This window comes from Variovorax sp. Soil_C_12 (genome assembly GCF_057657375.1).
Window position 1 is genome coordinate 99,151 of sequence record NZ_JBDGIO010000001.1, and the last position, 13,292, is coordinate 112,442.

Consider the following 13,292-nt stretch of genomic DNA (forward strand, 5'->3'; position numbering starts at 1 on the left):
AATCTGGGCTCCAGACCCAGACCACCCTTGGAGACCCCATGACCGATGCCGCGAACCTGTTTGCCCGCCTCCATCACGTCGATCTGCCCGCCGCAGGCCGGAAGTCGCCGGTGAAGGACGCCCCTTCGATCGAAAAAATAGTTGCATGCGCAACTGAATTGGTGCCGATGCTTCGCGCCCGGGCGCAACGCACCGAGCAGGAACGCCGCGTCCCCGAAGAGACGACGCGCGCCTTCCATGACGCGGGCTTCTTCAAGCTGATGCAGCCGGCGCGCTACGGCGGCTACGAGTACGGATTCACCGCCTTCATCGACGTCGTGAGCGAGCTCGCGCGCGGCTGCACGTCTTCGTCCTGGGGCTGCTCGCTGGGCGCCATCCACCAGTGGCTTGTCGGGACCTTCCCCGAGGAGGCGCAGGACGACGTGTGGCGCAAGGACCCCGCCGCGATCGTCTGCGGCTCCTATGCGCCGGCCACGATGGCCGAGAAGGTCGACGGCGGCTACCTTGTGCAGGGCAAGTGGCTCTTTGCCTCCAACGTGGACAACTCGCAGTGGGCCTTGCTGGGCGTTCAATTCCCCGCGGAGGAAAAGGGCGCGCCACCCAGCGCGGGCTTTCTGCTCGCCCCGCGCTCGGACTGGGCGATCGAGGACAACTGGCATGTGGCCGGCCAGGCGGGGACGGGGTCCAAGGCCGTCGTCATCGACAAGCCGACCTTCATTCCGCAGCACCGCAAGCTGAGCTTCGCGGAGGCCTCCTCGAACAGCCCACCCGGCAGCCGGGTCAACACGAATCCGATCTACCGCATCCCTTTCCTGTCCGCGGTCCCCGTGTGCCTGGTGTCGCCCATCCTCGGAACGGCACAGGGCGCGGTCGACGAGCTGATCGAACTGGCGGGCACGCGGGTCACCCGCGGCGCCGTTGCCGGCGGGGGCAACCGGCTGAGCGAGTTCTTCCCGGTGCAGTCCCGCCTGGCCGAAGCATCGGCAAGCGTCGATGCGGCGCGCCTGCTCCTCTACCGAGACACGGCGCAGGTGGAGCAGATGGCGGCCGACGGCCGGATCATCAGCGTCGAGCAGCGCATCCGCAATCGCCGCGACCATGCCTTCGCCGCACGCCTGTCGCGCGATGCGGTCGAGGCGGTGTTCGCCAGCGTGGGCGGCGCGGGCCTGGCGCTCGACCAGCCGATCCAGCGCATGTGGCGCGACGCGAACGCCATCTCGCGCCACATCAGCCTCAACTGGGATGCGGTCTCTTCGATGGTCGGGCAGTACCTGCTCGGCCTCGAGCCGAAGGGCCAGTACTGATCGAGGGATCGGCGATGTACTCCTGGGCTCTGATCACGGGCGATGCCGCCGACACGGTGGATGCGCGCCAGCTGCGGCAGGCGCTCGGCGCTTTCCCGACGGGGGTGTGCCTCGTCACCACCGCAACGCCCGATGGCAAGCGCGAGGGCATGACGATCAACTCCTTCGCTTCGGTGTCGCTGGATCCGCCGTTGATCCTCTGGAGCATCCGCGACGACACCCGCAGCGCCGAGGCTTTCCTGGCGTCGCGCTCGTTCAATCTCAGCGTGCTGAACGCCGGGCAGCGCGAGCTGGCCTGGCATTTCGCGAAGCCCGCCGCGGACAAGTTCGAGCGCTACGCCGAAGCCTTCGAGGCCGGCTCCAACGAATGTCCCCGGCTCGTCGACAGCGTGGCGACCTTCGAATGCTCGACCTACTCGCGCCACCAGGAGGGCGACCACACGATCATCCTCGGGCGCGTCGACCGCTTCTCGAGGACCGAGACGCCGCCCTTGCTCTTTCATTCGGGGCAGATGGGTTCGCTGTGGGAGCTCGCGGCGACCCTGGCGCAGCCCCGATGAGCGGAGGGTAGGCGCCGCGCCTGCGCGCCAACGAGCCGGCCTCCGACCGACAAAGCCGGCGCGCTGCGCATGATCGGCCCATGGCCGATCTCGTCGCCCTCTTCTCCCTCGACTACCCGCCCTGGCAGATGGTGCTGAGGGGCACCGTGATCTACTGGTTCCTGCTCGTCATCTTCCGCTTCCTGCTGCGGCGGGACGTCGGAACGATGGGCGTGGCCGACCTGCTCTTCGTGGTGCTGGTGGCCGACGCGGCCAGCAATGCGATGCAGGGCGAGTACAAGACCATCGGCGACGGCCTGGTGCTGCTGGCGACCCTCATCGGCTGGAACTTTCTTCTCGACTGGCTGAGCTATCGCTTCGAACTCGTCTCGCGTCTGCTGGAGCCGCCGGCCGAAGTCGTGATCCGGCATGGCAAGCCGGTGCATCGGGTGCTGCGGCGCGAGATGATCACGCTCGACGAGCTGGCCGGCAAGCTGCGCGAACAGGGCGTGGAGCGGATCGCCGACGTTCGCCTGGCGCGGCTCGAAAGCGATGGTCAGCTCAGCGTGTTCCGGTATGCGCGGCGTGACGACGATGCGACCCGGTCGCCGCCACACAGGAGTTCCCGGCCCGGCGACACGCGCTGAATGCTGCTCGGCGCGGCTCACAGCCTGGCCGAAGAGGCCATCAGGTCTCTCGGAAATCGCTTCATCATGCTGCGCCCCAGCGAGGTGATGGCGATGACGGTGGCCGGCGGCTGGCCATAGCCGTCGATGGTCCGCACAGGTTTGGGGATCGTCGCCCGCACGTGGCCGGCGAGGCTCAGCACGCGCAAGGCGTCGACGTCTGCGCCGTCGTTGACGGCGATGGGCAGATCATGCTCTGCCAGGCGGTGAAGCAGTGAGATGGGCACCCCGCGAGTATGCCGGGTCCGGTTTGGACGACTGCCCAGCCCGATCCCGGAATCGACTAGGGCTGGGGCTCGAAGTGCGGCGCGCGCCGCTCGATGTTGGCGCGCACGGCCTCGGTCTGGTTGGCGCTGCCGATCAGCGCCTTCTGCTCCACCGACTCGGCCAGCAGCAGATCGGCCGCGCTATGCGCCATCGCTGCGTTCAGAAGCCGCTTGCCGGCGCGGATGGCGTCGGGGCTCTTCCGCGCGATCTCGTGTGCCATTTGCAGGGCATCGGCCAGGGGGTCGGCCGACACGCGCGTCGCGAAGCCCAGCGCCACCGCCTCCTCGCCCGAGAAGATGCGGCCGGTGAAGGTCAGCTCGCGCACCACGTCGGTCCGCGCCAGCTCGCGCATCAGCACCAGGCCGCCCATGTCGGGCACCAGACCCCACTTGATCTCCATCACCGAGAGCCTGGTGTCGGGTGCGACCAGGCGGATGTCGGCGCCCAGCGCCACCTGCAGGCCGCCGCCGAAGGCGACGCCGTGCACCGCGGCGATCACCGGCACCGGCACCTCGCGCCAGACCATGGCCACCTGCTGCGCCGCGTTGGCAATGCCGTGGGTGCGCACGAGCAGGTCGGTTGCCGCGTGACGGCCGATGACCCCGCTGCCGGCACCCTGCTCCATGCGCTGGAAGGACTGCATGTCCAGCCCCGCGCAGAAGGCCTTGCCGCGGCCCGCGAGCACCACCGCGCGCACGCGAGCGTCGTCGCGAAGCTGCTCGCCGGCATCGATCAGCGCGTCGAACATCGCCGGGTCGAGCGCGTTCATCTTGTCGGCGCGCGCCAGGTGCAGTTCGACCACGCCGTCGGCGTGGCGGATCGATTCGATGCGATCGTTCATGGCATGTCTTTCGGTTCCTTCGATGCGAGCGAGTATCGAGCTTCGGCGATGATCGCGCCTGTCGCCCAGCCAACAGGTCGTCGACAGTACATTCCGTCCACGAGGAGACATCCATGGCCATTCGCATCGTCCGTCTCGGCACCGAGCGCGCCCCTGGCGAAGGCTTGCGCATCGGCACCGTGCGCCGTCCGCCGCGCGGCGTGCCCAAGAGCGAATTCGCGTCGCAGAACTGGTACGACGTCTGGTATCCCAACCTCGCGCCCTCGGTCGAGACCATGAAGACCGCCCAGGCGGCCGAGACGCCGGCGCAATGGGCGGCCTTCGGGCGCAAGTTCAAGGCCGAGATGGCCGAGTCCGACGCCAGCCGCAGCCTGGACCTGCTGGCGGCGCTGTCGCACCAGAGCGCCTTCTCGATCGGCTGCTACTGCGAGGACGAGTCGCATTGCCACCGGTCCTTCCTGCGCGAGCTGCTGAAGGCGCGGGGGGCGGAGATCGTGGCCTGAGGGCCTGTCAACGCCATGCCCGTTAGAGCCGCACGTCGATGCGCAAGACCGTTTCGGGCGGCCCGCGATCGGCGAAGGCAAGAACGCGCGAGCCCACACGTCGAAAACCGAGATCGAGACGACCCTGGGGCAGCGCAATCCCACAGATCTGAAGGGAAGCGATGCCCGTCGGCAGCAGGGGGCGGTCAATCGAAACGCATGGCGTCATCGCGTCGATCTGCACGCCCAGGCCCACCTGCAGCAACATGAAGACCGCACCTGCGGCCCACGCCTGCGGCAGACACGCCACGGGATAAGCGACCGGGGCTTCGCCCAACGCGCGTTCGAAACCGCAGAACAGCTCCGGTAACCTCATGCCGAAGAACGTCGCGGCCTCGAACAACTGATCGAGCAGCTTCAGCGCGCCTTCGCGTTCGCCGTAGCGTGCGACGCCCGCAGCACAGAGCGCGACATCGTGAGGCCAGACCGAGCCATTGTGATAAGACATGGGATTGAAACGCGATGTCCCGGTCGGCAGAGTCCGGATTCCCCAACCAGAGGCGAATGCGGCCGACAACAGCTGCCTGGCTACGGCACGCCCGCGCTGCGGCCGCGGCAGGCCCGTATAGAGCAGATGGCCTGCGTTGGAAGAACGCACCCGACAAGCGCGACCGTCTCCGTCGAGCGCCAGCGCATAGAACTGCAGCTCTTCCATCCAGAATTCGTCTTCGACTTTCCTGGCGATGCGTCGAGCCGCGCCGTCCCAGTGCGCGGCCGCCTCCGTGTCACCGCGTCTGCGTGCCAACAAGGCCATGCCGTGCAGCGCTGCATATGCATAGCCTTGCACCTCGATCAGCGCGATCGGCCCGCGAGGCGAACTGCCGTCGGCATGGAACACAGAATCATGGCTGTCTTTCCAACCCTGGTTGGCCAGCCCCGTGGCTTCCCCGCGCGCATAGCTGAGCAGGCCGCCATGCCGCGCGACGTTGTCCTCGATCCAGGCGATGGACGCTACCAGCTCCTTCCATATGCTGTCGATAAAGGCGAGGTCCCCGGTGCGCCGGGCGTACGCGGCCGCAAGCATGACGAACAGCGGCGTGGTATCCACGCCGCCGTAGTACTTGCCGAACGGCAGCTCATTGACTGCAGCCATCTCCCCCTTTCGGGTCTCGTGCATGATCTTTCCGGGTTCGGCATCACGGAAGGTGGAAATTTCGCTCGCCTGGTGCGCTGCCAGAAAGGCCAATACGCCGCGTGCAAGCGCGGGGTCGATCCAAAGCGTTTGCAACGACGTGATCAGGGCGTCGCGCCCGAAAGGGGTGGAGAACCATGGAATTCCGGCGTAAGGATAGGGACCGGTCGGCAGTTCCGTGGTCAGCAACGCAAGGTCGGCTTCCGACTTGTCGATCCACGCTTGCAGCAAGCGCCCTGACGCTCGCACCCGGGCGCCACGCCGCCTGTGAGCCCGCAGGGACCAGCGCGTGCGGGCCGCTGCGCCCCGCCAGCGCTCGCGAGATGGTTGTGTTGAAGCATCGCCGACCTCGACATAGAGCGTCCAGCTTTCGCGCCCCGGGAGGACCACTTCGAACTCGGCGTGCTGCGCCGTCAGCCGCTGCGGCTGCTCGGAGAACGAGAGTGCCACCTCGCGCAGAACCTGGTCGAGCCCGTGATAGCGCAGTGCGACGCAGTCCGTCCCGCATTGGCTCGCCTGCATCTCGCCACGCCGGCTACGACTCTGCCCGCGGACCTCGAACATGTCGCGGAAATCGGCACCGAAAAGCAGCTGCACGGGCAGCCGTGTGTGGATGTCGCTGTAGTTGGTCAATCGCACCCGTTCGTGCAGCCGCCCACTCCACAGGAAGCGCCGACGCTCGACGTGGATCACTCCTTCCGGCATCGAGCTCTCGCCCAGCGGCGGCAACGGCCGATTGGTCAGGTTCGCGGTGAAGAACGCGTTGTCCTGACTCACCGCGCTCGACAGCAGCGCTGGATGTTGTCCATTGAGCAACAGCCGAAAAGTGGAGAGCAGCCGGGTGTCGTTGTGAAACAGACCATCGCCCTCGCCGGTAACGTCGCCGGAGGCGTCGGCCACGACAAACGTATCGCCCTCCTTGAGTACATACAGGCGCTGGCCCGCGCGCGCTGGCGGGGCTGGCCAAGCATCCTGTGGCGACGGGTCCGCGCCTGTATGACCTGGCGTGCCAGGTCGTGACGCGTTCATGCGGCTTCGCCTTCCAGATGCGCGCTGCGACTGGCTCGCGCGAGCTGCCAATACAGCTGCGAGTAACGCGTTGCCATGGCGTGCGCCGTGAACCGCTGTTCGAACGCAGCGCGAATGCGCGAGCGTGACAAGTGGCGCACCGCATCGACCGCCGCAACCGCCTGTCGGATATCGTCGACGATCCAGCCGGTGACGCCATGCTCCACGATTTCGGGCACCGAGCCGCAGCGCCACGCGATGACAGGGGTGCCGCAGGCCATGGCCTCGATCATCACCAGCCCGAATGGCTCCGGCCAGTCGATCGGGAACAGCAGCGCGCGGGCCTGGCCGAGAAAGTCACTCTTGAGCTCATCCCCGATCTCCCCGATGTAAGTCACCAGGGGATGGTCCAGCATCGGCCGAATGCGCTGCTCGAAATAGGCTCGGTCGACTTCGTCCACCTTGGCGGCGATTCGAATCGGCACACCGGCAGCCTTGGCAATTTCGATCGCGCGGTCGGGCCGCTTTTCTGGCGAGATGCGCCCCAGGAACGCAAGATACCCGCCCGAGCCTTGCGCGCTGTATTTGTAGCCTCGGGGGTTCATGCCGTGGTAGACGGTTGCATGCCAGTTCGCGTCTGGCAAATGGGTGCGCTGATGGTCGGAAATGGACACGAGGCGGTAGGCGGGCCAGCGCTCGTACACCTGCTGCAGGTCCGCAATGTCGAGTCGACCGTGCAGCGTCGTCAGCGTGCGCTCGGGGATATGCTCGAACAGCGCAAAGTGCAGCAAGTCGATATGGAAATGCAGCACATCAAACTCGTCGGCCCGTCGGCGCACCTCGTGCAACAGCGTCAGGTGGCTCGCCAGGTCGGACTTGAGCGACGCCGGATCGAGCCGCAGCGGCAGAGCCCGCGTGGCGACCAGATTGGCCGAGGTCACCGTATCGCCTGATGCAAAGAGTGTGACCTCGTGCCCCTGCTCCACCAAGGCCTCGGTGAGATGGGCCACGACCCGCTCCGTACCACCGTACAGGCGTGGTGGTACCGATTCGCAAAGGGGTGCGATTTGCGCGATCTTCATGTTCCATCCGTCCTGCAGGGGCTGAGCGTCTTTTTGCCGATCGTGGCACCCGCTTCCTCGCCGTGAACAAGCCCCCGGAACCGAACAGTGCCCGACGTCTCATGGAGCCTCATAGAAGACGGGGCTCGTCATTGCTTGTCTTGGCAGAAGTCCCGCGTTGATCGGTCGAGCGCGTCGCCTTCACCTCGATGGCGCGGATGGCGTCCCATCCGTGATAAGGAAGACGAACGAAATCGGGGTCATGGTCCATGTAGTGCTCTCGCGCGGAGGTTCAAAGATCACTTATAGAACGCGCTGCACCTGCCGTCCGTGCGTTGGCGCACAGACCGTCCGCACGGCTGCGCCGCCGCATCGCGGTCGGTGCGCTAGAGGACAGAAGGCGTCGCGATGCCTATACTGAAGCCTCCCCATGGCCGCGTCGCTCGACCCCCTTGACAACCGCCTTCTGGCTACCTTGCCCCAGGCGGAACGGCAGCGTTGGTGGCCGGCACTCGAACCGGTCGAAATGCCCTTGGGTCAGGTGCTCTACGAATCGGGCCGCACCCTGAGCCATGTCTATTTCCCGACCAACGCCATCGTCTCGTTGTTGTACGTGATGGAGAACGGCGCCTCGGCCGAGATTGCCGTGGTCGGCAACGAGGGCATCGTCGGCATCTCGCTCTTCATGGGCGGCGAATCGACGCCCAGTCGCGCCGTGGTGCAAAGCGCCGGACAAGGTTTCCGCCTGGAAGCGCAACTCATGAAAGACGAGTTCAACCGCGCGGGCCCGGTGCTGCATCTGCTGTTGCGCTATACGCAGGCATTGATCACGCAGATGGCGCAGACCGCCGTGTGCAACCGGCACCACTCGCTCGATCAGCAGTTGTGCCGCTGGCTCCTGCTGAGCCTGGATCGGCTCCAGGGGAGCGAACTCGTGATGACGCAGGAGTTGATCGCCAACATGCTCGGCGTTCGTCGCGAAGGCGTGACGGAGGGCGCGCTCAAGTTGCAGCAAGCCGGGCTGATCCGCTATGCCCGTGGCCGCATTTCGGTGCTCGATCGCAGCGGGCTCGAAAAGCGCACCTGCGAGTGTTACGCCGTGGTCAAGGCCGAATACGACCGCCTGCTCCCGACGACGACCGCGACCTGAATTCCTGCAAGTCGCGCCGGATCGAGCGTCTGCGTGCTGTCCGCCCCGTGTCGATGGGCCCTACCTCTGCGCCTTGTCCTTCTGGTTCTGCGCCTCGATGCGCTCGCGTGCTTCCTGCCACTGCGCGTCGCTCCACTCGCGCAGCTCGTAGAAGTTGCCGCCGGTGGCCAGGGCGTGGCCGCCGTCCATCATGATGCTCTGGCCGGTGAGCCAGTCGCACTGGCCGGGCGCCATCAGGAAGGCAGCGAGGTTCTGCAGCTCGCTCATCTGGCCGGTGCGCGCCATCGGGTTGCGCAGCTTGCTGCGGGCGCCGGGCTCCTCGCCGGGGTTGAGGCGTTTGCTCATACCCTCGGTCGGGATCTCGCCCGGCCCGACCGCGTTGAGCCGGATGCCGTAGCGCGCCCATTCGGTGGCCAGTGACTTGGTCATCACCTCCACGCCGGCCTTGCTCATCGCGGAGGGCACCACGTAAGGCCCGCCGTTGTCGACCCAGGTCACGATGATGCTCATCACGCTGCGGTACGGGTCGCCCGCCTTCCACTGCCCGGCCCTCGCCTCCGCGACCCAGCGCTTGCCCACCGCCTGGGTCACGTAGAAGCTTCCGTGGAAGACGATGTTGGCGACGGCGTCGAAGGCGCGCGAGGACAGGCTCTCGGTCGGCGCGACGAAGTTGCCGGCGGCGTTGTTGACCAGGCCGGTCAGCCCGCCGCTCTGCCAGAGCGCCTCCACCATCTCCTCCACGCTCTGCGCGTTGCGGATGTCGACCCCGAAGGCATCGACCTTGCGGCCGGGGAACTGCGTGCGCCATTGCGCCGCCGTCTCCTCGACCACCGACTGGCGCCGGCCGCAGATCGCGACGTCCGCGCCCAGGCCGAGGAAGCGCTCGGCCATCGCCTTGCCGAGGCCGGTGCCGCCGCCGGTGACGAGGATGCGCCGGCCGGCCATGAGATCGCTCTGGTACATGTGGGTCTCCTTGGTTCTGGTGGATGAGCTTGCGCAGCCACATCGTAGAGCGATGCGGCCGAGCCGGTAAGCTCCAAAGGTGACAGCAGCGCCCAAGGATTCCCCCATGCCAGCCTCTCCCACTCCCGCCTTCGCACCCCTTGCCGGCGTGCGCGTGCTGAGCCTCGCGCTCAACCTGCCTGGCCCCGCGGCGCTGATGCGCTGCCGTGCCATGGGCGCCACCTGCCTGAAGTTCGAGCCCCCGAGCGGCGACCCGATGGCCCACTACAACCGGGCCGCCTACGCGGCGCTGCACGAAGGCGTGCGCGTAGCGACGGCAGACCTGAAGACCGAGGCCGGCCTGGCCCAGCTCCACCAGGCCCTGGACCAGACCGAGGTGCTGCTGACTTCCTTCCGTCCTTCCGCGCTGGCCAAGCTGGGCCTGGGCTGGGAGGCACTGCAGGCGCGCCACCCCGCGCTCTCGCAGGTGGCAATCGTCGGGGCCCCCGGCGAGCGGGCCGAGGAGCCGGGCCACGACCTCACCTACCTGGCCGAGAGCGGCCTGGTGACCGGCACCGAGCTGCCGCCCACGCTCTATGCCGACATGGGCGGCGCGCTGCTCGCGAGCGAGGCGGTGCTCCAGGCCGTGCTCCACGCGCGCACCAAGCCAGGAAGCGGCATCTACCTCGAGGTCGCGCTCAATGGCGCGGCCGACTGGCTGGCGCTGCCGCGCAGCTGGGGCCTGACCCGGCCCACGGGGGCGGTGGGCGGCGCCCATGCGGGCTACCGCGTCTACGCCTGCGCCGACGGGCGCGTGGCCATCGCCGCGCTGGAGCCGCACTTCGCGGCGCGCCTGTGCGAGGCGGCGGGCCTCGGCGCCCAGGACATGATGGCGCCGGCCACGCGAGAAGCGCTGGCCGCCTGGCTGCAAACCCGCACGCGCGCCGAGCTCGAAACCGTTGCGCGCGAGCGCGACGTACCGCTGCTCACGCTGGGCTGATCAGGCTCAGAGCTTGATGCCTGCGCCCTTCACCGTGGGCCCGAGCACGCCGACCTGGTCCTTCACGAAGCTCTCGAAGCGCGCCGTGCTCTCGGGCTTGCCGACGATGCCCAGTTCGAGGATCTTCTTCTGCACCTCGGGCATCACCATCACCTCGTTGCACGCGCTGTTGAGCCGGGTGACGATCGCTGCCGGCAGCTTTGCCGGCCCGCTCAGGCCGAAGAAGTTCTCCAGCACCAGCTTGGGCTGGCCGATCTCCACCACCGTCGGCACCTCCGGCGTGAGCGGCGAGCGCGCCTGGCTCGTCACCGCGATCGGCACGAGCTGGCCGCTCTTGAAGAAGGGCACGAAGGCCGTGAGCACGTCGATGCCGACCGGGATCACGTTGGCAATCAGGTCGGTGGTCATCGGCGCGCCGCCGCGGTAGGGCACGTGCACCATGTTGGCGCCGGTGATCTTCCGGATCAGCTCGCCGTGGATGTGGCCCACCGAGCCCGGCCCGCCGGAGCCGAAGTCCAACCGGCCCTCCTTGCGCGCGCGGGCTTCGAGATCGGCAAAGGTCTTGATGCCCGACTCCTTGCTGGCCATCAGCACCAGCGGCGCCGAGCCCAGGTAGGCGATGTGCGTGAAGGCCGCGACCGGATCGTAGGGCTGCTTCTCGAGCGCGAAGGGGCCGAGCGCGATCGGCGTCGTGTTCGAGAGCATGAGCGTGTAGCCATCGGGCGCCGCGGCGGCGACCTGCGCGCCTCCGATGGTGCCGCCCGCGCCGGGCTTGTTGTCCACCACCACCGGCTGGCCCAGCTTCTTGCCGAGCTGCTCGGCCATCACGCGGGCCAGGATGTCGCTGGCGCCGCCGGCCGGAAAGGTGACGACGATCTTGATCGGCTTGTCGGGCCACTGGGCGAGGGCCGGCAGCGCGAGCGATGCGGCGCCGGCGGCAAGCAGCTGAAGCGCGCCGCGGCGCGTGGGTCGGGTGAAGGTCATGGCGTCTCCAATGCAAGAGCGATGCCCGTGTGCCCGCATCATGCGAGCGGCCGCCTCGATCCACAAGCCCCGCGCGCGCGGCTCACTGGAGTACCTTCGCCTTGGGAGCGGCCCTGCGGCTGACTGGAGTACCTTCGCCTTCGGCTGCGGTGCTATCGCCTTGGGAGCGGCCCTGCGGCTCATGCGCCGACGCGACGCTCCAGGCGCATGCGCGTGATGAAGCCGATCTGCCGCAGCGCCTCGGCCAGCTCATGGCCCGGCTCGCGCGCGGTGCGCGAGGCCAACTCGGCGAAGATACCGGCCCGGGTGTAGTGCCGCACGCAGGCGATGAAGGGGAAGCCGTGCCGCTGGGCGTAGGCCTTGTTCCTGCGCGCCAGCAAGGCTTCCTCGCTGGCGGACAGGGCGCCCAGGCCGGCGCTCTTCTGCTCGTCCATCGAATCGGCCGTCAGCCCGCCGGCGCGCACCGCGCTGGCCGAGAGCTCGGGATGGCCGCGCAGGAACTCGATCTGGCGGCCGCGCCCGCAGGCGTACACCGCCGCCATCATCGCGTCGTGCAGCGCCTGCACCGTGGCGAAGGGGCGCTGCGCCCAGGCCGCCTCGGCGACCCAGGGCGAGTGCTCGAAGGTGTCGCCCAGAGCGGCGGTGAAGGCGGCGCGGTCCATCGCATTGAGGGCGCGCAGATCGTGGGTGGCGGCGTGTTCTGAGGACATGGCCGGCAGTGTAGGAAGCCGGTGCCGCGGCTTGAAGCAGCGCGCTGTTATACGGCGCATAGGAGGCCGCGCGCCACGTTCATTGGGCGTCCGGATCGGTCAGCACCTGCGAGGCCGCCGTGAGCAGTCCGCGCAGCCAGACGTGCGGCGCCGCCCGGTGCTGCGAAGCGTGCCAGAGCTGGTAGAAGCGCATGCGCGCGAACTCGATCGGCGACGGCCGGATCGCCAGCGGAAGGCGCCGGGCGTAGTAGTGCGCGAAATGCCGGCTGGTCGTCATGATCAGATCGGTGCCCGGCAGCAGGTTGGGCGCGAGGCCGAAGTACGGGCACTGCACCCGGCGGTCGCGGCTCACGCGCAGGGTGGCGAGGCTCGACTCCACCACGCCGCGCTGGGCGATCGAATAGGGCATCGGCACCACGTGCGCGGCCCGCAGGTAGCGCTCTGCGCTGAGCTCGCCCTCGGCGGCCCACGGATGGTCCTCGGCCATGAGGCAGACGATGTCGTCCTCCAGCAGCGTGGAGCTGTGCAGGTGCTCGGGCGGCTCGGGCCAGTTGCCGATCACGATGTCGATCGCGCCGTCCTGCAGGGCCAGCTCGTAGTCGTACTGCGGCCCGAGCGGCTGAGCGACCAGGCGCGCATTCGGCGCCTGAGCGCGGAAGCTGCGCACCACCTGCGCGAGGAAGGGCGGCGCCAGGTAGTCGGGCATGGCGATGGTGAAGCTGCGCTCCGTCGTCGACGCATCGAAGCCCTCGCCGGAATTCAAAAGGCCGTCGAGCAGGCCCAGCGCGGACTGCGCCTGCGCGGCCGCGGCGAGCGCGCGCGCCGTCGGCACCATGGTGTTCTTGTCGCGCACCAGCAGCGGGTCGTTGAAGATTTCGCGCAGCCGCTTGAGCGCCGCGCTGATGGCGGGCTGCGACTGGTTCATCCGGATCGCGGTGCGCGAAACGCTCTGCTCGGCGATCAGCGCGCACAGCACGCGCAGCAGGTAGGTCTCGAAGGGATCGTCGGCGCGGGACACGTGCGTGAGGACTCCGGATATCGACTTTGCTATGCGCCCTATTGCGCCTGCCCAGTTTCGCACAGGGCCCCGACTCGCGACCATTGGCGCCACCCCCGTTCCACGGGT

The 13,292-nt window shown here is 68.1% G+C and carries 14 protein-coding genes; 6 read left to right on the top strand and 8 right to left on the bottom strand.

What is annotated here, in order from left to right; all coding sequences use genetic code 11:
• Positions 1-38: 38 nt before the first annotated feature.
• From AC3A6X_RS00490 to AC3A6X_RS00500, 3 genes are all read left to right on the top strand, one after another.
• Positions 39-1,304, top strand: a complete 1,266-nt coding sequence (locus AC3A6X_RS00490; RefSeq protein WP_487840336.1) for an acyl-CoA dehydrogenase family protein — start codon at positions 39-41, stop codon at positions 1,302-1,304.
• Between the two features lie 14 nt (positions 1,305-1,318).
• Positions 1,319-1,864 (top strand): flavin reductase family protein, encoded by a 546-nt coding sequence (locus tag AC3A6X_RS00495; RefSeq protein WP_487840337.1) that lies wholly within the window; start codon positions 1,319-1,321, stop codon positions 1,862-1,864.
• 80 nt (positions 1,865-1,944) lie between these two features.
• Entirely contained in the window at positions 1,945-2,490 is a 546-nt protein-coding gene (locus tag AC3A6X_RS00500) for a DUF421 domain-containing protein (protein ID WP_487840338.1), read from the top strand.
• A gap of 17 nt (positions 2,491-2,507) precedes the next feature.
• Here the strand turns inward: AC3A6X_RS00500 and AC3A6X_RS00505 are convergent, their stop codons facing one another.
• The gene (locus AC3A6X_RS00505) at positions 2,508-2,756 is read right to left on the bottom strand and encodes a hypothetical protein (protein WP_146162940.1); all 249 of its coding nucleotides are present in this window, start codon (positions 2,754-2,756) and stop codon (positions 2,508-2,510) included.
• A 56-nt stretch (positions 2,757-2,812) separates the two neighbouring features.
• On the bottom strand, positions 2,813-3,637 hold the full coding sequence (locus AC3A6X_RS00510; RefSeq protein WP_487840339.1) for a crotonase/enoyl-CoA hydratase family protein: 825 nt from the start codon (positions 3,635-3,637) through the stop codon (positions 2,813-2,815).
• A gap of 113 nt (positions 3,638-3,750) precedes the next feature.
• On the opposite strand from AC3A6X_RS00510, the gene AC3A6X_RS00515 reads away from it, so the two are divergent.
• Positions 3,751-4,140 (top strand): DUF488 domain-containing protein, encoded by a 390-nt coding sequence (locus AC3A6X_RS00515; RefSeq protein ID WP_487840340.1) that lies wholly within the window; start codon positions 3,751-3,753, stop codon positions 4,138-4,140.
• Between the two features lie 22 nt (positions 4,141-4,162).
• On the opposite strand, the gene AC3A6X_RS00520 is transcribed toward AC3A6X_RS00515, so the two are convergent.
• Both AC3A6X_RS00520 and AC3A6X_RS00525 read right to left on the bottom strand, forming a co-directional pair.
• The gene (locus AC3A6X_RS00520) at positions 4,163-6,340 is read right to left on the bottom strand and encodes an amylo-alpha-1,6-glucosidase (RefSeq protein ID WP_487840341.1); all 2,178 of its coding nucleotides are present in this window, start codon (positions 6,338-6,340) and stop codon (positions 4,163-4,165) included.
• Positions 6,337-7,401 (bottom strand): glycosyltransferase family 4 protein, encoded by a 1,065-nt coding sequence (locus AC3A6X_RS00525; RefSeq protein ID WP_487840342.1) that lies wholly within the window; start codon positions 7,399-7,401, stop codon positions 6,337-6,339. The genes AC3A6X_RS00520 and AC3A6X_RS00525 overlap by 4 nt, the downstream gene beginning before the upstream one ends.
• A 409-nt stretch (positions 7,402-7,810) precedes the next feature.
• Here AC3A6X_RS00525 and AC3A6X_RS00530 point away from each other — a divergent pair, with 409 nt between their 5' ends.
• A complete protein-coding gene (locus AC3A6X_RS00530; protein ID WP_487840343.1) occupies positions 7,811-8,530 on the top strand; it encodes a Crp/Fnr family transcriptional regulator in 720 nt (239 codons plus the stop codon).
• A gap of 60 nt (positions 8,531-8,590) precedes the next feature.
• On the opposite strand, the gene AC3A6X_RS00535 is transcribed toward AC3A6X_RS00530, so the two are convergent.
• Positions 8,591-9,493 carry an SDR family oxidoreductase gene (locus AC3A6X_RS00535; protein ID WP_309961014.1) on the bottom strand — a complete coding sequence of 301 codons (903 nt, stop codon included), beginning with the start codon at positions 9,491-9,493 and terminating at the stop codon, positions 8,591-8,593.
• 106 nt (positions 9,494-9,599) lie between these two features.
• On the opposite strand from AC3A6X_RS00535, the gene AC3A6X_RS00540 reads away from it, so the two are divergent.
• Positions 9,600-10,472, top strand: coding sequence for a CoA transferase (locus AC3A6X_RS00540; RefSeq protein ID WP_487840344.1), 873 nt, complete (start codon positions 9,600-9,602; stop codon positions 10,470-10,472).
• Between the two features lie 6 nt (positions 10,473-10,478).
• Here the strand turns inward: AC3A6X_RS00540 and AC3A6X_RS00545 are convergent, their stop codons facing one another.
• The 3 genes from AC3A6X_RS00545 to AC3A6X_RS00555 all read right to left on the bottom strand — a co-directional run bounded on the left by AC3A6X_RS00545 (position 10,479) and on the right by AC3A6X_RS00555 (position 13,184).
• Positions 10,479-11,456 carry a Bug family tripartite tricarboxylate transporter substrate binding protein gene (locus AC3A6X_RS00545; protein ID WP_487840345.1) on the bottom strand — a complete coding sequence of 326 codons (978 nt, stop codon included), beginning with the start codon at positions 11,454-11,456 and terminating at the stop codon, positions 10,479-10,481.
• Between the two features lie 179 nt (positions 11,457-11,635).
• The gene (gene uraD / locus AC3A6X_RS00550) at positions 11,636-12,166 is read right to left on the bottom strand and encodes a 2-oxo-4-hydroxy-4-carboxy-5-ureidoimidazoline decarboxylase (protein ID WP_487840346.1); all 531 of its coding nucleotides are present in this window, start codon (positions 12,164-12,166) and stop codon (positions 11,636-11,638) included.
• Positions 12,167-12,245: 79 nt separating this feature from the next.
• Positions 12,246-13,184, bottom strand: a complete 939-nt coding sequence (locus AC3A6X_RS00555) for a LysR family transcriptional regulator (RefSeq protein WP_309961008.1) — start codon at positions 13,182-13,184, stop codon at positions 12,246-12,248.
• Positions 13,185-13,292 lie beyond the last annotated feature (108 nt).